General features: G+C 49.1%; 28 protein-coding genes and 2 pseudogenes. 18 read left to right on the top strand and 12 right to left on the bottom strand.

Going from position 1 to position 20,390, the window contains the following annotated elements; all coding sequences use genetic code 11:
* The 4 genes and pseudogenes from AB5062_RS00815 to AB5062_RS00830 form a co-directional block, all read left to right on the top strand.
* Positions 1-248 (top strand): annotated as a pseudogene (locus AB5062_RS00815) (group II intron reverse transcriptase/maturase); the annotation flags it as partial.
* Complete coding sequence (locus tag AB5062_RS00820) at positions 232-1,335, top strand: DNA methylase (protein ID WP_118364388.1); 1,104 nt, start codon at positions 232-234, stop codon at positions 1,333-1,335. The pseudogene AB5062_RS00815 and the gene AB5062_RS00820, both read left to right, overlap by 17 nt.
* A gap of 452 nt (positions 1,336-1,787) precedes the next feature.
* Positions 1,788-2,312 (top strand): hypothetical protein, encoded by a 525-nt coding sequence (locus AB5062_RS00825; protein ID WP_007569350.1) that lies wholly within the window; start codon positions 1,788-1,790, stop codon positions 2,310-2,312.
* 29 nt (positions 2,313-2,341) lie between these two features.
* On the top strand, positions 2,342-2,752 hold the full coding sequence (locus AB5062_RS00830) for a hypothetical protein (RefSeq protein ID WP_007569349.1): 411 nt from the start codon (positions 2,342-2,344) through the stop codon (positions 2,750-2,752).
* A 70-nt stretch (positions 2,753-2,822) separates the two neighbouring features.
* Here the strand turns inward: AB5062_RS00830 and AB5062_RS00835 are convergent, their stop codons facing one another.
* Entirely contained in the window at positions 2,823-3,011 is a 189-nt protein-coding gene (locus AB5062_RS00835) for a hypothetical protein (protein ID WP_165860086.1), read from the bottom strand.
* 232 nt (positions 3,012-3,243) lie between these two features.
* A complete protein-coding gene (locus AB5062_RS00840) occupies positions 3,244-3,552 on the bottom strand; it encodes a hypothetical protein (protein ID WP_171059048.1) in 309 nt (102 codons plus the stop codon).
* A 17-nt stretch (positions 3,553-3,569) separates the two neighbouring features.
* On the opposite strand from AB5062_RS00840, the gene AB5062_RS00845 reads away from it, so the two are divergent.
* The 8 genes from AB5062_RS00845 (at position 3,570) to AB5062_RS00880 (ending at position 9,844) form a co-directional block, all read left to right on the top strand.
* Positions 3,570-4,016: a hypothetical protein gene (locus AB5062_RS00845; protein ID WP_007569346.1), complete on the top strand. Its 447-nt coding sequence runs from the start codon at positions 3,570-3,572 to the stop codon at positions 4,014-4,016.
* A 468-nt stretch (positions 4,017-4,484) separates the two neighbouring features.
* Complete coding sequence (locus tag AB5062_RS00850; RefSeq protein ID WP_007569341.1) at positions 4,485-4,898, top strand: single-stranded DNA-binding protein; 414 nt, start codon at positions 4,485-4,487, stop codon at positions 4,896-4,898.
* A gap of 246 nt (positions 4,899-5,144) precedes the next feature.
* Complete coding sequence (locus AB5062_RS00855) at positions 5,145-5,900, top strand: ParA family protein (RefSeq protein WP_007569340.1); 756 nt, start codon at positions 5,145-5,147, stop codon at positions 5,898-5,900.
* A 7-nt stretch (positions 5,901-5,907) separates the two neighbouring features.
* The gene (locus tag AB5062_RS00860) at positions 5,908-6,162 is read left to right on the top strand and encodes a plasmid partition protein ParG (protein ID WP_007569339.1); all 255 of its coding nucleotides are present in this window, start codon (positions 5,908-5,910) and stop codon (positions 6,160-6,162) included.
* 465 nt (positions 6,163-6,627) lie between these two features.
* Positions 6,628-6,879, top strand: a complete 252-nt coding sequence (locus tag AB5062_RS00865) for a hypothetical protein (protein ID WP_007569334.1) — start codon at positions 6,628-6,630, stop codon at positions 6,877-6,879.
* A 53-nt stretch (positions 6,880-6,932) separates the two neighbouring features.
* On the top strand, positions 6,933-8,687 hold the full coding sequence (locus AB5062_RS00870) for a ParB/RepB/Spo0J family partition protein (protein ID WP_007569332.1): 1,755 nt from the start codon (positions 6,933-6,935) through the stop codon (positions 8,685-8,687).
* A gap of 60 nt (positions 8,688-8,747) precedes the next feature.
* Positions 8,748-8,915: a hypothetical protein gene (locus AB5062_RS00875; protein ID WP_007569330.1), complete on the top strand. Its 168-nt coding sequence runs from the start codon at positions 8,748-8,750 to the stop codon at positions 8,913-8,915.
* A gap of 413 nt (positions 8,916-9,328) precedes the next feature.
* The gene (locus tag AB5062_RS00880; protein WP_007569328.1) at positions 9,329-9,844 is read left to right on the top strand and encodes a DUF4313 domain-containing protein; all 516 of its coding nucleotides are present in this window, start codon (positions 9,329-9,331) and stop codon (positions 9,842-9,844) included.
* 124 nt (positions 9,845-9,968) lie between these two features.
* On the opposite strand, the gene AB5062_RS00885 is transcribed toward AB5062_RS00880, so the two are convergent.
* Positions 9,969-10,166 carry a hypothetical protein gene (locus AB5062_RS00885; protein WP_154396197.1) on the bottom strand — a complete coding sequence of 66 codons (198 nt, stop codon included), beginning with the start codon at positions 10,164-10,166 and terminating at the stop codon, positions 9,969-9,971.
* Positions 10,167-10,303: 137 nt separating this feature from the next.
* Here AB5062_RS00885 and AB5062_RS00890 point away from each other — a divergent pair, with 137 nt between their 5' ends.
* The gene (locus AB5062_RS00890; RefSeq protein ID WP_007569325.1) at positions 10,304-10,780 is read left to right on the top strand and encodes a hypothetical protein; all 477 of its coding nucleotides are present in this window, start codon (positions 10,304-10,306) and stop codon (positions 10,778-10,780) included.
* A gap of 69 nt (positions 10,781-10,849) precedes the next feature.
* On the opposite strand, the gene AB5062_RS00895 is transcribed toward AB5062_RS00890, so the two are convergent.
* Together AB5062_RS00895 and AB5062_RS00900 are read right to left on the bottom strand one after the other, a co-directional pair.
* Positions 10,850-12,130: a type II toxin-antitoxin system HipA family toxin gene (locus AB5062_RS00895; RefSeq protein ID WP_007569324.1), complete on the bottom strand. Its 1,281-nt coding sequence runs from the start codon at positions 12,128-12,130 to the stop codon at positions 10,850-10,852.
* Positions 12,127-12,441 (bottom strand): helix-turn-helix domain-containing protein, encoded by a 315-nt coding sequence (locus AB5062_RS00900; RefSeq protein WP_007569322.1) that lies wholly within the window; start codon positions 12,439-12,441, stop codon positions 12,127-12,129. The genes AB5062_RS00895 and AB5062_RS00900 overlap by 4 nt, the downstream gene beginning before the upstream one ends.
* Before the next feature lie 369 nt (positions 12,442-12,810).
* Between AB5062_RS00900 and AB5062_RS00905 the strand changes: the two genes are divergently transcribed.
* The 4 genes from AB5062_RS00905 to AB5062_RS00920 are packed head-to-tail and all read left to right on the top strand — an operon-like array spanning position 12,811 to position 13,985.
* Positions 12,811-13,008: a hypothetical protein gene (locus AB5062_RS00905; RefSeq protein ID WP_007569317.1), complete on the top strand. Its 198-nt coding sequence runs from the start codon at positions 12,811-12,813 to the stop codon at positions 13,006-13,008.
* Between the two features lie 11 nt (positions 13,009-13,019).
* Positions 13,020-13,292, top strand: a complete 273-nt coding sequence (locus AB5062_RS00910) for a hypothetical protein (RefSeq protein ID WP_171059051.1) — start codon at positions 13,020-13,022, stop codon at positions 13,290-13,292.
* 10 nt (positions 13,293-13,302) lie between these two features.
* Positions 13,303-13,575: a hypothetical protein gene (locus AB5062_RS00915; protein WP_007569311.1), complete on the top strand. Its 273-nt coding sequence runs from the start codon at positions 13,303-13,305 to the stop codon at positions 13,573-13,575.
* A gap of 32 nt (positions 13,576-13,607) precedes the next feature.
* Positions 13,608-13,985, top strand: a complete 378-nt coding sequence (locus AB5062_RS00920) for a hypothetical protein (RefSeq protein WP_007569310.1) — start codon at positions 13,608-13,610, stop codon at positions 13,983-13,985.
* Positions 13,986-14,187: 202 nt separating this feature from the next.
* On the opposite strand, the gene tatC is transcribed toward AB5062_RS00920, so the two are convergent.
* The 5 genes from tatC to AB5062_RS00945 are packed head-to-tail and all read right to left on the bottom strand — an operon-like array spanning position 14,188 to position 17,526.
* On the bottom strand, positions 14,188-14,991 hold the full coding sequence (gene tatC / locus AB5062_RS00925; RefSeq protein WP_007569307.1) for a twin-arginine translocase subunit TatC: 804 nt from the start codon (positions 14,989-14,991) through the stop codon (positions 14,188-14,190).
* A 1-nt stretch (position 14,992) separates the two neighbouring features.
* Positions 14,993-15,190, bottom strand: a complete 198-nt coding sequence (gene tatA, locus AB5062_RS00930; protein ID WP_007569305.1) for a twin-arginine translocase TatA/TatE family subunit — start codon at positions 15,188-15,190, stop codon at positions 14,993-14,995.
* A 30-nt stretch (positions 15,191-15,220) separates the two neighbouring features.
* Positions 15,221-15,304: a twin-arginine translocation signal domain-containing protein gene (locus AB5062_RS00935; RefSeq protein ID WP_080783879.1), complete on the bottom strand. Its 84-nt coding sequence runs from the start codon at positions 15,302-15,304 to the stop codon at positions 15,221-15,223.
* Positions 15,301-16,329: an alpha/beta fold hydrolase gene (locus AB5062_RS00940; RefSeq protein WP_007569304.1), complete on the bottom strand. Its 1,029-nt coding sequence runs from the start codon at positions 16,327-16,329 to the stop codon at positions 15,301-15,303. Before AB5062_RS00940 ends, AB5062_RS00935 begins: the two co-directional genes overlap by 4 nt.
* A 9-nt stretch (positions 16,330-16,338) precedes the next feature.
* Entirely contained in the window at positions 16,339-17,526 is a 1,188-nt protein-coding gene (locus AB5062_RS00945; protein ID WP_007569302.1) for an aldo/keto reductase, read from the bottom strand.
* Positions 17,527-17,791: 265 nt separating this feature from the next.
* Between AB5062_RS00945 and AB5062_RS00950 the strand changes: the two genes are divergently transcribed.
* Entirely contained in the window at positions 17,792-18,691 is a 900-nt protein-coding gene (locus AB5062_RS00950; RefSeq protein WP_007569301.1) for an AraC family transcriptional regulator, read from the top strand.
* A gap of 2 nt (positions 18,692-18,693) precedes the next feature.
* On the opposite strand, the gene AB5062_RS00955 is transcribed toward AB5062_RS00950, so the two are convergent.
* The gene (locus tag AB5062_RS00955) at positions 18,694-19,587 is read right to left on the bottom strand and encodes a DMT family transporter (protein WP_007569300.1); all 894 of its coding nucleotides are present in this window, start codon (positions 19,585-19,587) and stop codon (positions 18,694-18,696) included.
* 405 nt (positions 19,588-19,992) lie between these two features.
* A pseudogene (locus tag AB5062_RS00960) lies at positions 19,993-20,286 on the bottom strand (type IV secretory system conjugative DNA transfer family protein); the annotation flags it as partial.
* Positions 20,287-20,390: the final 104 nt, after the last annotated feature.

Below are 20,390 nucleotides of genomic sequence, written 5' to 3' on the forward strand. Positions count from 1 at the left end.
ACGCAGACTGCCGCCTGTACTTCAATAAAAGAATGAAGTCAAAGATGCTTGTGACGCTGAAAGGACGTAAATCCCTGCTTTACCTATGGGAAAAGCAAGGTCGGAAATGTCCGATATGTGGTGAACCGATTGACACGCATAAGGCATGGAATGTAATGCCGACCGTACAAGACGGACGGAAATGCAATCTGTTGGTTCATGATGAATGTTTCAAATTATCCCGTAAAAACAATGGAAACAAGAAGTAGGATGAGCCGGTCTCTGCACACGAACAGAGACTTTGAAAAGCTTGAGCCGTATGAGGGGAAACCCTCACGTACGGTTCTGAGGGGGGAAGAGGGCAGTAATGCCCTTGACCTACCCGATCGCCCCGCCGACATGGAGCAGCGCAACGGTCGTGCGGTACGCAAAGGCAACACCGTTAAGCTCTGGGGAAACAATACCGTGGACGTGGTGATTTACGGAACGGAAAAGACGCTCGACGCTTACAAATTTAACCTGTTGAAAACCAAGCAAATGTTCATCAACCAAATTAACAACGGTACGATTGCTGTGCGCCGTATCGACGAGGACGCTATGGACGAGGATAACGGCATGAATTTCGCCGAGTTCGTGGCTCTCCTGTCGGGAAATACCGACCTGTTGGAGAAAACGAAGCTCGACAACAAGATTATGCAGCTCGAAAAGGAACAGGCCATTTTCAAGAAAGACCGTATCAGGGCCGAGCGTAAGATTGCGGCCAACCGGGAAGACATGACAAAGGCCGAGAGTGCGGCGGCACGCATGACGCAGGACTGGGAATATATCACCTCTTACACCGGAGACCGGACGACCCGGCTGTTGAACCTCGCACAAGCCACGGCGGAAGAGACCGGACGGGAGCTGCACCGCATTTCCAAGACCTACCGCAACGGGGCAATCGGTACGATAGGCACGTATGCCGGATTGAACCTGTCGGTGTACAGCGAGTATGACATGGGCGGTACATTCTACCGCAACACGTTCCTCGTCGAGGGCGTAAGCGGACTGAAATACCGTTGTGGCATATCGGGAGCATTGCCTCTGGGCTTCGTGGAATCCTCCCGATACCCGCAAGCCGCCCTCGCCAAGCTGCCCGGCATGATTGAGGAACAACGGCAGAAGATAGCCAAGCTGGAGAGCGAGATACCCGCTTTGCAGGGAATCATCGCCCGCAAGTGGAGCAAGGCGGACGAGTTGGCAAGGCTCAAACAGGAGTGCAACGCTTTACAGCATCGGATCGACGAAAGCATGAAAGAGGCGGAACGCACGCAGTCCGCCCTTTCCGAACACGAGGCCACCGACAAAGCGGCATGACCATAATTCATAGATTTAACCTTTTCCCTCTGTTCGGTTACAACACCGGACAGGGGATTTTTTCACCTTCCGGTCTGCCACGGCCATACCCGGTTGTAACGGAATCTTCCCCTTGTACCTCCAGCCACTCCTTTTATACCACACACCTTGTCTTTTATAGGCAGGCTTTCGCTTCCCCCCCCTTTGTAGATTGAGATGCTATCACGAACCGACGACCGTAAAGCCCGACACTTTTTTCCGCAAAGTTGATTGCATCTCAAAACTTTGCCTCAAGGCCCATCTTCGATTTTCCTGATGAAAAATCTTCCTTCTCATTCCATTCCAAGAGTATTTTTCATGGAATCCTTGCTGCAAACCCCGTGATGCAAAGACGAGGCAGAAAAAAGAATCGAACTTTCCGGTAATCGCTCGAACCGGAGGGAAATAAAAAAAACTTAAAAACAAATTGAAACATGAAAAAAAATTCGCTTTTTGACAACTGGTTCGTTTACAACTATCAGAGATTGCGTAACATATTCGGACGTTACCTGCACGAGGACGCCTTTCACGACGCCTATTTGGCGATGAAACGGGAAGTCGTGATTTCGGAAATACCTGTCGAGAGCTTCGAGCCTTATTTTTTCGGCGTGTACAAAAAGTGCAGACTGAAATGTATTCACAAGGATAGTTGTTACTGTTTCCCCGACAACGAACATTTCTTTTTGCTCATGCAGGAAGAAGAAACACCGTCCGTCGAGGTGCTGGCAGCTTCCGACAAGCTGGTGTATGACATACTGCTGTTTGTGAAGAAGAAATATCCCCAAACGGACTACGAGCTTTTCAGACTGAAAGAGTACGAGGCGAAATGTTCATACAGACACCTTTCCGCCTATGCAGGCATTTCCGCAAGTGCGATACACCGGAGAATAAGCGATATAACCGACACTATCCGCAATCACGAAGGATTTTCCAAAAGGTACGCCCACGTAAGCATGTAATTTGTATAACCCGTAAATAATTCAAGAAAATGAAATTTGTAATTTACAACGTCGAGAATTGCCGGACAAGAGAAAACCGTGTAGGTAAAAGAAGCATAAGGTTCAACAGCGTTACCGGCAACATGTATCTATCCACCAAATTGGCAAAAGAAATGAATATCACAATGAACGACCGACTGGAGTTTGGCTGTGATGAAAACAACCCGAAAGAGTGGTTTCTGCACAAAACCACTGACAAGCGAGGTTTTCCGCTGCAGTTCAACAGGGGAGGAACACGTTTGAGGAATAAGTACATCTGTAAGACCATTTTGGATATAGCGAAGGTCAAGGAGAGCGCAACATTCTTGGTATCGAAAGACCCGGTAAAGACCGAGCTGGGGCCATTTTACAGAATAATACTTTCTTGCCCCATTCTCCCGAAGAACAAGCCCAAACTATAAGCCGATAACCTCTGTGGTCTGTCCGATGGGCGAAAGCCCTCCGGACGGATTGCGGGGCAACCGATACCTTTTATAGTACGATTACTCCTTTTTTACCTTCAGGCTGTTTCCCTATTATACGCCGGCTTTCCCAACCCCGTGAACCAGTGGAAAGTCTGTGCCGTAACAAGTCGTCAGGGAAAGGTACGGGAGGCCGTTCAAAACCGGCGGCAGCCCGGATCGTGCCGTTCCATGCCGGAGCTTCGACCTGTCGAAACAACACGGTATTCCACAGCCCGACCGGTCTTTATGCCGCTGGTTTCGGACTTTCCGCCTCTGTTCCGTATCTTTCCCTTGTGACCTGCCACGTCAAGGGCAAACGGTGATACTTCTTATTCGCTCCGCGCTTTCATTCCGCCCGGTCGAAATTCAGGCGTGGAGCGGATAAGGAGAATCCCTTTCATGTTTGCCCCGGCAGACCCTTGCCTGACCCGCCCAAGCCGGACCCTTTTCTACTTCGCTTCCCCTGCATTTATACAGGCAAAGCCGTACTCCCTTTTTACCATCATATTTACCGGTCTGTTCCGGTCTCCTCTCTGCCGGTATCGTCCGGTTTGCCAGATGCAAAGGTCGGCTGCCATGCTTGATCCGGCGGCTTGAAGTGCATTCCCCGCAAATTCTTCCTTTCCATGAAAGCGTAATTGGCCGGGAAACCCACCGTATGAAGCCCTGTCGGCAGCCGTGTTCCGCATCTGTAAAATCCCGGAACGGTTCAGACAGAGAGAAGAATCGAAAAAAGGGTAAAAAAGCAGATGTTTCACGGCATAAAAGACAAGTGATGGACAAGAAAAATTGTAAAACAGGCAAACGCATGAAAAGGCAGGTTGAAAAAATCCTGATGGTTATCAATGTCAAATGGGAAATCATAGATATTCTTCAAATAACCAATCGGCGTTTTATGTACAATCCGCAAACGGGAACTTTAATTTTAGGAGACGAAATCTACGGTAAAACCATTTGCAGTTCCCATTCACAAGAGTTCCATGCGTCAAGAGCAGAAGGCTGTTTCGATGATTATTTGCGCGGGTGGATTGGCACATCGAAAAGCTACCCTCACGGGATTATCCATTTTGCCCCCGCCGTCATCATGGAACAGTTCGACAGAGGGTTTGACGCATTACAAATGTTCGCCGGACTTGAAGGCGTAAACGGAGATACTATCGTCAGAGGGTTTTGTACTTTGCCAGAACAAAGGATGGGCGATTTGCTGCATTCCTCCCTTTGAGATACCGGTTCTGACAAAATAAGCTATGATAAGGTATCGTGCCTATGACAACATCGTCGGTGAAGGGCACGATACCCGTTTGTAAATTACCGCAACTCCGTTGGCGGTTTCCTTTTATACCTCTCTCTTTTCCTCTGCTCTTATACTTGGGCGAAGCCCTCTTCCCTTTATATCAATTATATGTATAACCTCTACGGTCTCCTCTCTGCCGTCACCGTCCGATTTTTCAGATGCAAAGGTAGGCTGCCGCGCTTGATCCGGCGGCTTGAAGTGTATTTCTTGCAAATTCTTCCTTCTACGAAGAGTAATTGGCAAGAAAAGCCGTCGTATGAAGCTGTACCGGCAGCCGGGTACCGCATCTATAAAATCCCGGAACGGTTCAGGCAGAGAAAGGAACCGAAAAGAGGGAAAAAATAAACAGTTAGGTAACGGCAGGACCAACCACCTTGCCACAAACAATTTTCTATTATGTTACATGTTCACACTATCGGACGCATCGGCAAAGATTGCCAAGTAATTTCAGGAGCACACGGCTCATTCATGGCTATGGACATAGCCGTTGACGATTATTCAAAGGGGCAAAACATCACCACTTGGATAAGGGTACGCAGCAACAAGGACAACCATATCCGCTTGTCCGAATATCTGACGAAAGGGAGACTCATACTTGTTGACGGCACGCTGTCATCTTCCCTGTGGAAAGACAAGAACGGCGAGAGCCAGATACAGCTCTCCATCACGGCAGAGAGTATTGCCTTTATCAATACCGGAAGGCGGGAAGGCGCGGCAGCCGGAGAGGACAATGCAGTAAGCGGAGCAGACGGCGCACCCGTTCCTCCTGCAGATTTCCCGCAGGACGAAAAGGAGGATTTGCCTTTCTGATAAGAGAGTAAACCTTTGAAAATAAGCGAATACTAAATGTAGTATATCCTATATGTAGTAGATTAGTAAGCCACTCGTCTGCGAATGTAGGATATACTACTCTTAGTCAAACTTTATTTTAGTATAGTAGTAAATACTAAAATACTACACTGCTAAAACAATAGTTTTTAGTGAATTAGTATATACTAATTTTAGTATTTACGAAAAATAGTATTAACTTTGCAAGTGGAATAAAAGAGTGAAACGATGACAAAAATAATTGCGGTCTTGAACCATAAGGGAGGGGTCGGAAAGACGACCACCACCATCAATCTGGCTGCGGCCCTGCAGCAAAAGAAAAAGCGCGTGCTGGCTATCGACATGGACGGTCAGGCGAACCTTACGGAATCCTTCGGCCTCTCCATTGAGGAAGAACAGACGGTGTACGGGGCGATGAAAGGCAAATACCCCTTGCCATTAGTTGAAACGGCAGGAGGTGTAACCGTCGTACCGTCCTGCCTCGACCTCTCGGCTGCCGAGGCAGAACTCATCAACGAGCCGGGACGGGAACTGATATTGAACGGCCTGATTGGCAAGTTGCTCGAAAACCGGAAATTCGATTATATCCTTATCGACTGTCCGCCCTCGTTGGGGTTGCTGACGCTGAACGCCCTTACCGCCGCAGACTACCTGATTATCCCGGTACAGGCACAATTCCTCGCCATGCGCGGCATGGCCAAGATCATGAATGTGATTGCCACCGTCCAGGAACGCCTGAATCCGAAACTCGCTATTGGTGGCATTGTAATTACCCAGTTCGACAAACGCAAGACACTGAACAAAAGTGTGGCCGAACTCGTCAAGGATTCATTCTGCGAAAAGGTGTTCAAGACCGTTATACGGGATAACGTATCTTTGGCCGAAGCTCCCATAAAGGGCAAGAACATCTTCGAGTATAGCAGGAACAGCAACGGAGCCAAGGACTACATGGCACTGGCGCAAGAGGTACTGAAATTAAAATAATCCCGATATGAGCAAGAGCGATTTACTGAAAGACAGCATGAAAGGCGGACTGGACGGGTTGCTGTCACCTACGAAAAAGACTACCGGCGGAAAACAGCCGGTAGCAGCCCCCACGGAAAAAGAAACGGCGGTTCATTGCAACTTCGTCATCAACAAAAGCATTCATACCCGTATGAAATTCCTCGCCATCAAGAAGAACATGTCGCTGAAAGACATCGTGAACGAGGCAATGAAAGAGTATCTGGAGAAGAACGAACAATAAACACAGGCATGGCTACCGCGTCTGCCCACCCCGGAGACGGCAGCCATGCGTCCTTTTTTATCCGCCCGCTGTTTCCATAGGGCGCATTCCTCCTTTATAGTCTTACCATCTTTCTCTTTTTTACCTGCCCGCAAGTACAGGCACATGGCCCGTTTTATCCCTATTCTAACCCTGACGGGCATATCCCTTTTCTACCGATTCCCTTACCGCTTTCCCGGCTTCATTCTCTGCCGTCACCGTTGTGTTTTATCAGATGCAAAGGTCCGCTGTCGCGCTTGATACGGCGGCTTGAAGTGTATTTCCTGCAAATTCTTCCTTTCTGCGAAAGAGTAATTGGCAGGAAAAGCCGTCGTATGAAGCTGTACCGACAGCCGTGTACCGCATCCGTAAAACCTCAAAGCGGTTCAGGCAGAGAAAGGAACCGAAAGGAGGGAAAGAAAAAAACAACGTAAAATTGACAGCGATATGGATAAAATCAAATTGGTAGTTTACAACGAGTACGCACTGGGTTATATCATGCCCGAACAACCCGGCAAAGTTTGTACGTTGGTGGATAGGATAACGCTCGGCGCACCGTTTCGGACAATGAATGAACCCTATTTCATCGGGAAAAGAGATACCGTCAGACTGGCGGGCAGAAAGGACTTTGACACGTTTCGGATAGTGTTCGACGGGTACGACAATCCGGAAATATACGAGTATGACACCGCACAATAAAGACAATAGTAATCAAACAATCTAATGTAATAACAAATTAAAATTTATGAATTATGGAAACAGCGAACATTCAATCAGTAGTAGAGAACAACATCGTATCAGTTGCATTGATGAATATTCAACCGAGCAACTATAACCCACGCAAGCACTTTGACGAGGCGAGCCTTGCCGAACTGGCCGAGAGTATTCGTCAGCAGGGAGTATTGCAACCTATCGGCGTGCGCCCCATTGTGGACACCGACCGCTTCGAGATTATTTTCGGAGAGCGCAGGTATCGTGCCGCCCTTATGGCAGAACTGACCGAAATTCCGGCTGTCATCTTGCATGTTTCGGACGAGACCGCCGCCGAAATGGCCGTGACGGAGAACCTGCAGCGCAAGGACGTTACCCCCATAGAGGAAGCCAACGCCTACCAAAAGCTCATGGAAAGCGGTCGCTACGATGTGCAGTCATTGGCCGTGCAGTTCGGCAAAAACGAGAACTATATCCGTACCCGTCTGAAATTCGTATCATTGATACCCGAAATCGCCGAACTTCTGGAAAAGGACGAAATCACAATCAGTGTAGCGAGTGAGATTTGCCGATACGGTACGGATATTCAGAAAGAGGTGTACTATAAACACTTGAAAGACAGCGACAGCATGTTGTACGACTGTTGGCGAGGACTGAAAGCCGCCGAGGTGGCAAAGTTTATCGAACGGGATTTCACGACAGACCTTAGCCGTTACGCATTCGACAAGACCCTATGCGCCTCATGCCCCCACAATACCAACAACATGATGTTGTTCTGCGAGGGTGGTTGCGGAAATTGCGCCAATCGGAGTTGTCTGGCCGAAATGAACGCTTCCTATCTCGTGGAGAAAGCCTTGCAGTTTGTGGAACAATACCCCTCCGTATCATTGGGCTACCAAGATTTCAACAATAACATGCTTGCGGTGGAACGCCTTACCGCTATGGGGTACGAGGTCGAGCACCTCAATACCTATGCCACGGCATACCCCGAAACGCCGGTAGCACCCGAAAAGGAAGAATACGACACTACCGAGGAATACGAGGCGGCATACAAGGAGTACGAGCAGGATTTCAGCAACTATATGGAAAAATGCAAGTCAATTCATGAACGAATCGATACGGGCGAACTCACGTTTTATATCTGCATCGGGCAGAAAGAAATTACGCTGTGTTACATGGCAAGTGCTGCCGCCAATGCGGACATGGCTACCGAAAAACAACTTTCCCCGGTGGAAAAATTGGAACAGCAGGACAAACGTAACAAGGAAATAGCCGTCGAGAAAACCGTTGCAGACGCTAAGAAACAGATTTTGGACGTTGATACGTCTGAAAGCAAATTCACGCAGGACGAGGAAAAGATGATATATTTCTTCCTGCTGTCGTCTCTCCGCAGGGAACACTTCGGGGTATTCGGTATCGGGGAGAAAAAAGCCTACCAACACCTTGAGGACGAAGAAAAAATGAACATCATCGCCAACCTCACGGCCAAGCAGAAAGCCGTTATCCGCAGGGATTTCTTGATAGACAACTTCAAAGGCGCATACGGCAATAACGCTGCTGCGACCCTCTTGCTCGATTTTGCCCGTAAGCACATGCCCGACACGCTCGCCGAAATTGAAAGTGGATATAATGAGGTGTATGAGAAACGCCATAAACGTATCGAGGAACGCAAAGCCGCCTTGTTGGCAAAGGAACGGCAGACAAAGCCCGAAGAAGCCGCCGAGGCAGAAAATACACAACCCACGGCAGAGGTACAACCCGAAGAACATACGCAACCCGAAGAGGTCGCAGCTTGACCATAATTCAATAGTAGGACGGAGAAATCCGTCCTACTGTCTAACCAATCAAAAGAGGTAATGATGAAATGTAAGGACTGCAAACATTACAACGGTGCGACAATGCCCGGAGCGGGATTGTGCAATGCCACGCAGGCACGTACTTTTGCCACGACGGTCTGTTTCAATGGACTGTTCACCCCGAAAAAACGGCAAGACGAACCGGATAGCAAGACCGGGAAGAAATAGCGCAACGCTACAGAGAGAGAGCCGCAGGAGCGGCTGTCTTTTTTAGCACTGCCGTTGGCAGATCTCCCTTTTTATCCCTTCGTTTTCCTTTTGTACGGAAATCCCTTCGCCAACGGCTCTGCCCGTCGGGACATGCTTTTTCCGGTGCAAAGGTATTGCCTTGGAGGAACATTCAAGTACCGCTACGCTATTTGAACATAATTTTTCAGCAGCTTTCCCGATTTTCAATCGTCCATATTTCGCGGACGCTCAATACCGCAACTATAAAATTCTGCCCAAATTCCTTGCCTGTTTCTCCCTGAAAGGCAATCTTTAATGCACGTAAAAATCAAATCCCGACAGGAGAAGCCTGAAGGCTTCCGAAAGGAGGGAAAAAATAAACAGATTGTTCAACTGATTAATGTTAAGATTTTATGGAAATTCAATTTGCTATCGTGCGTTCCGAAAACAGAGAGTATTTGTGCTACAAAGCAGGTGAAGCGTATGTAGATGCCAGCAACCCTATGATTGCTTTTACCGCAGGTGAAGATGAATTTGAAATCGTAGAGCCGGACAGCTCTTTCAGACAGAAAGAATACGAGTTCAGAGGCGAACGGTATTACCTCGTACCACGGTTTTATCGCAATGGCTGGTTGGCTCTTATCTTGGTAATGGTGGAAGATGAAGACGAATATATCGTACTTTCCGTCAATTTGGAGGAAATGGATGCGCTCGGTTTGCCGGACCGTACCTTTATCGACGTGAACAATTACCCGGATGCGTTGGACTTTTTGGTAGAAAACAGATTGGCGACCGATTCCGGCTACAAACGCAGGAGCGGCTTCGTGGAATACCCTATGGCTATGTTGAACCTGCCGCTTCTTTATCAGCATAACCCGCAAATTTTCCAAAAAGCGAACATCGAGCCATTCGGAGAAGAATGCTTTTGAAAAGGATTGTTCCCAAAAATGAAAGTGTCGGGTTCCGAAGATTGAATGTACAAGATGGCGTACTGATAACACAGTCAGTGCGCTATCTCCTTTGTCTTTATCGCCCGCCTTCGTCCTTTTATAGTCAGCCTCCCGGATACCCCGCCACCGCCCGTTTCCTCTTATAATTGCATTCTTTCCCTTTTGTAGCGGCACGAGCCGCCTGTTTCTCCCGTCCGGCTTTCCCGTCCCTCACCGCACGGGTTTTATCCGATGCGAAAGTCGGTCGTCGCGCTTGATTCTCCGGCTTGAAGTGCACTTCTTGCAAATTCTTCCTTCCCAAGCGAAGCGTAATTGGCAAGAAGAGCCGTCGTATGAAGCTGTGCCGACGACCGTGTACTGCATCAGTAAAACCCCGAAGCGGTTCCAAAGGAAAGGGATCGAAAAAAGGGAAATAAATAATCAATAATTCACAAGACAATGGGAAAATACGATTTTATCAAGACAGGGAATCTGCTTTATTGGCATGACCCGGACAACGGTTTGTCCGATGGGGCTTACCGAGTGATTTCTGCACCGGAAAACATGGAAGACGACAGCATTATTCTGATTTCGTCCGGTACTTCGGAAGCGGAGGTTTTGCCTTCGGAATTATCGCCGATAAACACGGGCAGAAGTCATAAAGAGGATTTTTTGCGCTGGAAAGCGGAACGTGAAGCCGAAGGCATGGAGTTTTATAATCGCCTTTCCGAAGTCATGGAAACGGAGGACGATTTGGCCGTAGGCGACATGGTAGCATTTACAAACGATTATGGAGTAGTATTCGGCCCTCAAGAGGTATTAGCTTTCAGGAAGCCTTGGAATGGTGACAGATGCGTGTATCTTGACAGCGACGCCTATTGGTTTCCCGACCGTCCCGACCAGTTGACCCTCCTAAGCAAGAAAGGGGCGGAATGACAACGACAAACCCACCCGCCACAAAAACGGGTGGGTTCATTTCCCCTGCATGAAATCCCATGCTCTATTTTAATCGGCTCGCACGCACTCCACTCGTGCAGCGATTTCCTTTTCTATCGTTCCTATCCATTCCTCTCCGACACCGGCCTCCCGGCCGTATTCCGGGTAACGCGAAACGATGCCTATGGTCTTTTCTATGAACGGCTCTGCGGCCTTTATACCGTACCGGCGGGCTACTTCCAGCAGGTCTGCCGCAGTAATACCCTCTGTCCGGTTGTTGATAGTCATGCTGTGGCGGTTGACGTAATACGGTGCGTCCGGATCGACCGAGAACGTGTAGTCGTAGGCCGGAGCAACGTGCCAACGCCCGTCATCGCCCATCAGGAAGCTGAAATTCTTGTTATGGTCATCGACGTTCCCGCCCAGCACGTTCAGCACCATCAAGCGAAACAGTTGCCGGAGTTCCCCCGGCGGCACGCCGATACGGCAGGCCGCCTCGAATAGTGCTTCGTAAGAATCTGCCGGGGGGTTCATGGCAGCCAATGTCTGGATATGCACCTTCTTGCCGTTCCGGCGGTCGAAACGCTCGGTCAGGAAGTGCGCTGTCTGCTCACCTTCCAACAGGCGGCTCGGCATCATCTGAAGCCCGGCGTCTACGGCCATCAGGTAATAACTGTATTCTATCCGTGTCGTCGGCATCTTCTGGTGTTCGTCGAACTTGACGATCATCGGCGTGTAGCCCGGATAAGGGGTCGCCACCTGTCCGGAGTAACATTGTCCTTCCCCGAAATTGACGTTGACCACCGCTTTGGGCCGTCGTCCTCCTGCGGACGTTCCTACCTTGAACAGGCTTTCGACCATCAGGTTGCCCGATACCGGGACGTTGAACCGTCCGGCTTCCTCGAAAGCCTGCCGGGCCAGTTGGTAGAGGTCAGCGATCTCCACCTTGAACGGTGTCTCCAGTTCCTCGGCAGTGGGCGGGACGAACTCCAATGCCCCCATGCCGCGCCGTCCGATATAGGCGAGACGGTCGAGGGCGGACAAGTCCCTCATACGGATATGATGCACTTTGGCCCATTCGTTGAACACGGTGTTTCCCCAATGGTCGGGCAGCGAATCGGCTATGAACGAGGGCAGGCCGCCGAAAAGCCGCTCTTCATCGGGATAGACCGGCAGGCCGCGCTGTGCGGCAACCCCTTTTACCGGCGCACGGAGCGGGGCGATGTCGTAGCCGTCGCGGACATAATCGCTGTCGAAGTAGAAACAGGCTTTGCTGCGGTGTCCTTCCCGATTGGCGACAAGCGTGCCGACCTTTTTATCCCATAGGATTACATCGAGACTTTCTATCATTTCTTGCCCCTCCTAACTCGTTTAGGTATCAGTTTCTCGATTTCCCGAAGCGCCATCGGCGGCATGGGAAGTTCCGGCAGAATCTCCGCGAGCCGCTCTGCCTGACCGAGCGCACGCAGCAGGGAGATGAAATTGGCCAAGGTCAGGTTACGGCTGACCCCCTGCTCGAAATGGCTGATAGTCGTCTGGCTTACACCCGACTGTTCGGCCAGCTCCTTCTGGCTCATGCGGGCGGCCAGACGGTACTCCTTGACCCGCTTCGCCAAAAGCGTCAGCATATCGCTGTTTGTGGTATAGTTCGTTGTTTCCATAATGTCAATATATCACTATTTATATGCAAATATAACAACAATTATCCATATATAGATATATAAATTCTCTTTTTTAGCTTCCAGCCGTCCTTTTCTACCGCTTTCAGGTCTCCGTATTCTCTCCCGTCTGGCTTTCCCGTCCGTCACCGCACCGGTTTTTATCGGTGCAAATATGGGCTGTCGCGCCTGATTCCGTCGTTTTGAAGTGCATTTCTTGCAAATTCTTCCTTCTGCGAAGCGTAATTGGCAAGAAAAAACGTCGGAAAGGGCTTTTTCGCCAGCCCCGGAAAGCACCATAAAACCCGAAGCGGCTCCGGCAACAAGGAAGCCGAACAGAGGGAAAGAAAAACAATTATTAAAATTTAACAAATGAAGACATTAGAAGAATTATTGCAAGAACTGGGCTGCGAAGGTAGCGCATTCGACAGTACCGGAGAATTTACAAAAGCGGGAGAAAAGGCGTATGAACGCTTGGAGCACTTGCTGTATGACATAGAAAGTCTTACAGGCAAAAAGGTGACACCCATAATTGAGGAACTTGACAGAATATGCAACGAGAACTATTAAAATTCAAGAATATGGACATTAAAGAAAGCAAAGAATACCGCCTCGCCAAAGACTGGGAAATGGCGGTAAACAGTTTCAGTTTCAACCCCGAACGGTTCGCGGCGGCAATCCCGGACATGCACCCGACGCTTCAGCAAAGCCTGTACCGCCTGATTAAGGCGTGTATCAAGGTCATGGCGGACGAAACACGCCGTTACGATGACCGGAACCGGGCATCGCACGAGGAAGCGAAGCATATCATGGAATACCTCAATGAACACGGAAAAAATGTACCATTAATATAAAAACGACGATATGAAAACAACTAAGATTCAATTCAACGGCAGGTCTTATTACTCCCGCATCGTGGAATCTGTCGATGGCGAAGAATTGCTTATCGGTTCGACAATCCTGCTCGATGCCTTGCAGCCCGGCAGTTTCAATGACGAGAACGAAGGTTTTGCCAGTAAAGAAGCCGAAAGGATTTATGACGAGATTTTCTTCTTTACCGACGAGAGAACGCTTCAGCTTCCCGAAAACGAGTTGATAGCCGAACTCAAAAAGGATAACCCCGATTGGTTCGAGTAAATCATGGAATAATAATTTATAAACTTAGAATTATGGAAAAAGAATATGTAATGCAGGTCGCACAGACCATTAAGGAACAGTTAGTAGCGTTAACCCCCATGACCGTCCTCATGTCGTGGGGTATCAAAGAGTTTGCCGCCACCCTATACAGGGATTTGCCGGCACTCCGCATTAAGGTGAACGGACGGCTGCACGCAGGGTACGTCATCGTCGCACTCAACGGATCGGATTATTACGAGGTCTATCTTGTGAAAGGAATGGAGGTGGAATGTGTGAACGAAGAGGTTTGTTTCGACGAGTTGGGAGACGTTATCGACCGGGCTATCGAGAGCGGCACGGACAAAGCCGAGTACGATAAATTCTGCGAACAGGAGCGACAGAATTTATATGTAACTGTTGTCACTGTCTGATTCCTCTTTTTAGGGGATGAAAGCCGTGCCTTTCGGAAAACGAGCAGGGTACGGCTTTTCTATGTATAATGCAGAAACGAATAAAAACCTGCCGTTTATAAAACGGATTACCTACGTGTTACAGTACCTTACCTCTTATTGTAAAAAGGTTTGTTTTATCTTTTGGCCGGCAGATTGTTTTTCACTTCAAGATGTCGTTTCTTTATCTGTCTACTGCCTTTTTACTTGCAGCTCTATTTACGACCAGAATGCTCGCTTCATATAAAACCCACATCGGCAATGTGACCAATGACAACGTGAACACGTCCGAAGTCGGCGTGATGACAGCCGCAACGATAAGGATAATCACTATAGCGTGCTTCCGGTAACGTCGCATGAAATCGGCGGTGAGAAACCCCAATTTGGCAAACAGCCATGATAAAATCGGAATCTCGAACACGATACCCATTGTCAGGCACATCAGCACGAGGGTCGAAATGTAGGATTGCAAGACGATCATGTTCTCCACTTCACCGCTGACCTGATAGGTTCCAAGGAAACGGAATGTCAGCGGGAAAATAAGAAAGTAGCTGACCGCCACACCCATCAGGAACATTGCATAGCCGCCTCCGACTATCCGCACGGCATATTTCCGCTCGCAGGCATACAGGGCAGGCGACACGAACCGGAACAACTGGTAAAGGATATAGGGCGACGCGCACAGGACACCCGCGCATAATGCCGTCTTCATGTGGATGACGAACTGCCCGGCCAGTCCCGTGTTGATGAGCTGCACGGCAAAACTCCCGGTCTCGCCGCCGGCCCATGCTGCAATCCGGTTGAAAAGACGGTACGTGATGAAGCCGTCGTTTTTCGGGGCAAGGATAACGGCAAAAAGTTTTTCCTTAAAACAAAAGGCGGCGATACCGAACACGACGGCCACGGCGACGATTTTAACAATCGCCGTCCGCAGCACGTCCAAGTGCTCCCAAAAGCTCAAGCCGTCCGTTTTGTCTTCCTTTGCCATGTCACTCCTCTTTCTTGTCGGTATTTTCGGGACTGATTTCTTTCTCCATGCCGTTCATACCTTCCTTGAATGAACGGACACCTTTGCCGATGCCTTTCATCAGTTCGGGAATTTTGCGTCCTCCGAAGAACAGCAGGACGACTAATGCAATCAGCAGCACTTCCTGCATACCGATGCCTCCGATAAATAATGGTATCATATGAAAATTGTTAAAGGTTGTTCGATTAACTCAATAGTCGTTTTCAGTCATCGTTCCGCCGGCTATTCCCGCCATTTTCAGAAAGTTCCTTCGTCCATGACTCCGCCTTCTCAATCCAGTCCTTTCTCATGTAACCATCTCGACAGGTGATCGGCCACCTCCACGTTGTTCAAATCGGAGAAGGGAAAATGGGTGTTGCCCTTCAAACCTATCTCCGGCAGATGAATGACCGTGACATCGCCGCCGTGTTCGTTGAGCAAGGCAGCCCATTTGCGCATCAGATGCAGGCGTCGTGTCCATTCGTACAGTTCCGGCCGTTCGTCGGTTTCCGGCAGATTGTCGCCATAGTAGATGATGATAGGGATTTTCGTGAACTGCAGAAATTCTTCCATCGGCACTTCCACGCCTTCGGTCTTCTTCGACAGGGTTAGTACTTTCCCTTCCTCCGGCATCTGCCCTTCGGGAAAAGGCACGTTTGTTCCCGGCTCGTAGGCGACGATGGCACGGATGTTCCTTGTCTGCGGCAGTGTAAGCCATCCGACACCTCCGCCCTGCGAATGGGTGACGAAGACAGCCGGACCTATCCTGTCGAACAGTGCGGCATACGCCTTGGCGTAGACATCCAGATCGGGAGGGCCGAGAGTTGGCGTCATCTGACGGAAATACTGGTTCAGAGCCTCCTTGTCGCGGCTGAACTGCACGCCCTCGAAATAATCGGGCCAGATGCCCACGCGGAAACGGTTGAACCACGTCTCCTCGTCGAAGACGGGGGTAACGGTTGCGGGTGTCGTGCTCCGCCCCGCGTTTCCCCGGCGGGGCTGGTCGACGAGATAAGTCTGGAAACCGCGGCGCAGGAAAATATTCTGGAACCCCTCGCGGCCGTCCGGCGTAGTTTCCCATGTCTTGGAAAACTGCCCCACGCCGTGGGCGAAGACAAGCGGGTATTTCCGGGCATCGACGGGTTTCTGATAGAACACGTAGGCGTGGTCGCCGTGATAGGTGCGCCCCAGTGAATCGGTGAGCACCGTGCCGCCCACGGCGAAACTGCCCTGTTCCTCGATTTGCATGATATTCCCGTTGCGTGCGTTGCAACCCGACAGCAAGGCGGCGGCCATCATATAAAAGACAACCTTTCTCATACGCCCTTCCTATTTCTGGATTTTCGATTCCTGCAAAGCGTCATAGCGGCTTCCCACGACCGGAATTGCGGCCACGGCCTTTTCCAGCTCGGTCACTTCTTCCGACGTGAACACTATGTCGCAGGCCCGCAGGTTCTCTTCGAGGTGCGAGAGCTTGGTCGTGCCGGGAATAGGAACGATAAAAGGCCTCCTGTTCAGCAGCCATGCCAATGCCACCTGCGCCGTGGTAATGCCTCTCGTCCGTCCGAAAGCGTTCAGTACCTCCACGATACGCGTGTTGGCACGGATGGCTTCGGGCTGGAAACGCGGAAGCGTCTGGCGGTTGTCGTTGGCGGTGTCGAACCGGGTGTACTCGTTTATCATGCCGCCGAGGAAACCACGGTTCAGCGGGCTGTACGGCACGAAACCGATACCCAGTTCCTCGCAAAGCGCCAGCACGCCGTTTTCTTCCACCGCGCGGTGCATGAAGTGATACTCGCTCTGTATGGCCGTAACCGGACATACCTTGTGCGCCCGGCGGATGGTTTCAGCATTGACCTCGCACATGCCCCAGTGCAGTATCTTTCCCTCCCGGATAAGCTCGCCGCATGTTTCGGCTACGACCTCGATGGGCGTCGCAGGGTCGACGCGATGCTGGTAGAATATGCCGAGCGTCTCCACGCCGAGATTGCGCAGGGAGTTCTCGCATACGCGCCGGATGTTTGTCGGGGTGCTGTCCTCTTCGGTCTTCACCTGCACGCCGTTCACGAACTTGTGCCCGAATTTGGAAGAGACGAACACGCGGTCGGTATAGCCTTTCAGGGCTTCGCCTACCAGTTTTTCATTCTTGTGGTAGCCATAGCTTTCAGCCGTATCGAATAAGGTTACACCCCGTTCTATCGCTTCGTGAATCAACCGGATGCAGGTCTTTTCATCGGGAGACTGGCTGCGGTGATGGTTCAGCCCCATGCAGCCGAAGCCCATCGCCGAAATGGTAAAGGCTGCCTTGCCGCTGCTCAAGGTACGCTGTGCGCGGACTGCTGCCATTCCTGCTGGAATGGTTGCTGCCGATACTGACGATTTACCTGTAATGGCTTTTTCCGCGGCCGTTACTTTCTCCAATGCCGGCGCGATGCAGATGGCCGCGCCTGCCAATGCGGTTCGTTTCAGGAACCCGCGACGACTGATGCCGTTCTCTTGAATCTGTTCTTTTTTCATGTCGTTATCTGTTTGATTATCTTTCTGATTGCAAAATTAGATAGGGGAATTAAGAGCCTGTGTATCAATTTCACGGATAGAATTACCAATTTCAACGGGCCGGTAAGAACGATGCCGGTATACCAGTAAAATTGGTATCCAAAACGATGATTTCGGTATATGCCGTACCATCGGGAATCCGTATCTTTGCTTTTAATTAAAAGCAGAATGAAAAGCTATCACAGAAAAATAGCTATATTTGCAATGACTTAAAAAAGAGGAAATTATGAGTGAAATAATGAAGGTTGATACAGTCCAGCAGTACAACGACTATTTTGGCGTGGAGACCCTGCACCCGTTGGTCAGCGTTATTGAAGGCAGTAAAGGGAAGCCTCTCCGGTTCGGGAAAAAACTGTATAACATCTATGCTATTCTATTGAAAGATGCGAACTGTGGAAATCTTAAATATGGAAAAAGTATATACGATTATCAGCAGGGGACGATGCTTTTCCTCGCCCCCGGTCAGGTAATGGGATCTGAAGATGACGGGCAGCTGCACCAGCCCGAAGGATGGGTTGTTGCATTTCATCCCGAATTTCTGCGAGGTACACCATTGGCGCATATAATGAAAGATTATTCATATTTTTCTTACAATGCCAACGAAGCCCTGCACCTTTCCAAACAAGAAAGACGGACGGTTATAGAATGTATGGAAAAAATTCGCATTGAGCTGCAGTATCCTATCGACAAGCACAGCCGTTCGCTCATCGTGGATAACATCAAGCTGCTGCTTGATTATTGCATCCGCTTCTACGACCGTCAGTTCATCACCCGCGACAATGCCAATCACGACCTGTTAGCGCGTTTCGAGGACCTTCTGGATGAGTATTTCGCCTCTGATGCCCCTGCAAGGCATGGAGGGATGCCGACTGTGCAATATTGTGCATACAAACTTTGTCTTTCCCCGAATTATTTCAGTGACCTGATGAAAAAAGAAACGGGAATGCCTGCCCTGAAACACATCCAGCAGAAAATGCTCGATGTCGCTAAAGAGCGGGTATTCAATACGGCGAAGTCCATAAGTGAAATATCCTATGAACTTGGATTTCCATATCCGCAACACTTCAGCCGTTGGTTCAAGAAAATGGCCGGGTGTACGCCCAATGAATACAGAACCGCAAATTAGCTTTATTTTTTATTTTGTGAATGACTGACCAGTAAAACACCGGATATGACAAGTATGGCCGAAACCGGTTCATCCCAGCTAAAAATGTCCTGCCCGATTAAAATGGCAACGACAGAAGCTATAATAGGCTGTAGGTTGATGTAAATGCTGGCAGTGGTGGGCTGTATCCCCTTGAGAGCGACGGGATATAGCAGATTGTTGAGAACAGTTGCCAGCAACAATACGAATACAAGCTGGAGTAATGGTTGCCAACAGAACGCGGACTGATAAAGCGGTTGCACGTACAATTCATTTATACTGAACGGCAGCATGGACAATGCTGCAAATAGGAACATCCATTTTTGAAGTGTGACAGGAGAGTATTTTATCGCCACTCTTCGGATGATAATCAGATAAAATCCGAGCATAACTGTATTGACGATGGCGAAAACAATGCCAAGTATATGATTTTCAACGGATGCGGCAATATCCATTTGTGAAATCAAGACCCATGCTCCTGCAATTCCCAACAGAACACCTGTCAACTTCCGCCGGTTGATAGCTTCTTTTAAAAACAATACGGAAAAGAGCATAACTACGATTGGATTTAAGGCGACAATAAGTGCGAAGTGAACTGGTGTCGTATAATTAAGTCCCCACGCAAAGGAAAGATAAGTACAAGCAACACCGGAAATACCGCCCAAAGCAATCACCATCAAGTCTTTGGCATTGACCTTTTCTCTCCTGAAAACAAGCCCGATCGTCCAAAATATCAGCGTGGCGAATAAAACACGAGAGGAGGCAAGCCCAATCGGTGTCATCCACTCTGCCAGGAGCGATTTACCGACAGGTACATTCAAACCACAAATAATTTGTGTCGAAAGCATGGCGATATGTCCGTTCAACCCTTTGTTCACATGGATTTATCTGTTTGATAGAGAGTGCAAAGATACGACTTTATTTTCATAAACTCCCGTCGAAACTGCGGTAAAAGACTGAAAGGATTTTATTGTTGTTTCCGTAAAAATGGTTGTATCAACCGGGCTGTCCTCAAGGAAATATTCGCAGATATACTGTCCGAAAAACAGGTTCGGGAGTTTATCTCCAAAACGGAAGATGCAGGTATTATACAAAAAAAGGGGGACTGGTAAATGTACCCGTTATATAAAAAACACCTGATTTCCCTTCTTTTATGTAGGGCCGCAAGAAGCTGATTTTGAACTATAAGATTTTCACAATAGATAGGAAACGCCGAAACGTCCGCAATAATCACGGAATCATTGCAGGCGTTTTTTAGTTCCCTCATATCGGAATCTGGCTTTCTATTTAGTTTCCCGTTTGTTCAGCACGTCCTTTATCATTTCTTTTACCTCCATTCCCACATTCACGAAATTCCGATAAAGAATGCGTTCCTGTTCCTCCCTCGACTTGAACGTGTGGAACTTCAGTAACGGTACATACGCCGCTTCCCCCTTCTTGATTTCCTTCATGTCGAAATCCGTTTTGCAGAAGAACTTCGAGGTCTTAAACTCCTCCGCTTCCTGTACGTTCATTGAGCCGCCTATACCGGTTTTTGTTTGGATGAAGTCCTGAGCCGTCTGGCCATATATCCAACCTATCTGCCTTTGTATTGAAAAGTACCCATATCAGCAGGATTTTGCTCTCTATTACTTAATGATGTTGTTCTATTTTTGCAGCCTGTAAATCAACGATATGTAAT

Origin of the sequence: Phocaeicola sp. RTP21359st1_B8_RTP21360_211022 (assembly GCF_040911965.1) — a bacterium.
Lineage (GTDB): Bacteria > Bacteroidota > Bacteroidia > Bacteroidales > Bacteroidaceae > Phocaeicola > Phocaeicola vulgatus.

Bases quoted from the DNA above. Each gene is read 5' to 3' on its own strand.
- AB5062_RS00820 (WP_118364388.1), top strand. From the start codon at position 232: ATGGAAACAAGAAGTAGGATGAGCCGGTCTCTGCACACGAACAGAGAC.
- AB5062_RS00825 (WP_007569350.1), top strand. From the start codon at position 1,788: ATGAAAAAAAATTCGCTTTTTGACAACTGGTTCGTTTACAACTATCAG.
- AB5062_RS00830 (WP_007569349.1), top strand. From the start codon at position 2,342: ATGAAATTTGTAATTTACAACGTCGAGAATTGCCGGACAAGAGAAAAC.
- AB5062_RS00845 (WP_007569346.1), top strand. From the start codon at position 3,570: ATGGACAAGAAAAATTGTAAAACAGGCAAACGCATGAAAAGGCAGGTT.
- AB5062_RS00850 (WP_007569341.1), top strand. From the start codon at position 4,485: ATGTTACATGTTCACACTATCGGACGCATCGGCAAAGATTGCCAAGTA.
- AB5062_RS00855 (WP_007569340.1), top strand. From the start codon at position 5,145: ATGACAAAAATAATTGCGGTCTTGAACCATAAGGGAGGGGTCGGAAAG.
- AB5062_RS00860 (WP_007569339.1), top strand. From the start codon at position 5,908: ATGAGCAAGAGCGATTTACTGAAAGACAGCATGAAAGGCGGACTGGAC.
- AB5062_RS00865 (WP_007569334.1), top strand. From the start codon at position 6,628: ATGGATAAAATCAAATTGGTAGTTTACAACGAGTACGCACTGGGTTAT.
- AB5062_RS00870 (WP_007569332.1), top strand. From the start codon at position 6,933: ATGGAAACAGCGAACATTCAATCAGTAGTAGAGAACAACATCGTATCA.
- AB5062_RS00875 (WP_007569330.1), top strand. From the start codon at position 8,748: ATGATGAAATGTAAGGACTGCAAACATTACAACGGTGCGACAATGCCC.
- AB5062_RS00880 (WP_007569328.1), top strand. From the start codon at position 9,329: ATGGAAATTCAATTTGCTATCGTGCGTTCCGAAAACAGAGAGTATTTG.
- AB5062_RS00890 (WP_007569325.1), top strand. From the start codon at position 10,304: ATGGGAAAATACGATTTTATCAAGACAGGGAATCTGCTTTATTGGCAT.
- AB5062_RS00895 (WP_007569324.1), bottom strand. From the start codon at position 12,130: ATGATAGAAAGTCTCGATGTAATCCTATGGGATAAAAAGGTCGGCACG.
- AB5062_RS00900 (WP_007569322.1), bottom strand. From the start codon at position 12,441: ATGGAAACAACGAACTATACCACAAACAGCGATATGCTGACGCTTTTG.
- AB5062_RS00905 (WP_007569317.1), top strand. From the start codon at position 12,811: ATGAAGACATTAGAAGAATTATTGCAAGAACTGGGCTGCGAAGGTAGC.
- AB5062_RS00910 (WP_171059051.1), top strand. From the start codon at position 13,020: ATGGACATTAAAGAAAGCAAAGAATACCGCCTCGCCAAAGACTGGGAA.
- AB5062_RS00915 (WP_007569311.1), top strand. From the start codon at position 13,303: ATGAAAACAACTAAGATTCAATTCAACGGCAGGTCTTATTACTCCCGC.
- AB5062_RS00920 (WP_007569310.1), top strand. From the start codon at position 13,608: ATGGAAAAAGAATATGTAATGCAGGTCGCACAGACCATTAAGGAACAG.
- tatC (WP_007569307.1), bottom strand. From the start codon at position 14,991: ATGGCAAAGGAAGACAAAACGGACGGCTTGAGCTTTTGGGAGCACTTG.
- tatA (WP_007569305.1), bottom strand. From the start codon at position 15,190: ATGATACCATTATTTATCGGAGGCATCGGTATGCAGGAAGTGCTGCTG.
- AB5062_RS00940 (WP_007569304.1), bottom strand. From the start codon at position 16,329: ATGAGAAAGGTTGTCTTTTATATGATGGCCGCCGCCTTGCTGTCGGGT.
- AB5062_RS00945 (WP_007569302.1), bottom strand. From the start codon at position 17,526: ATGAAAAAAGAACAGATTCAAGAGAACGGCATCAGTCGTCGCGGGTTC.
- AB5062_RS00950 (WP_007569301.1), top strand. From the start codon at position 17,792: ATGAGTGAAATAATGAAGGTTGATACAGTCCAGCAGTACAACGACTAT.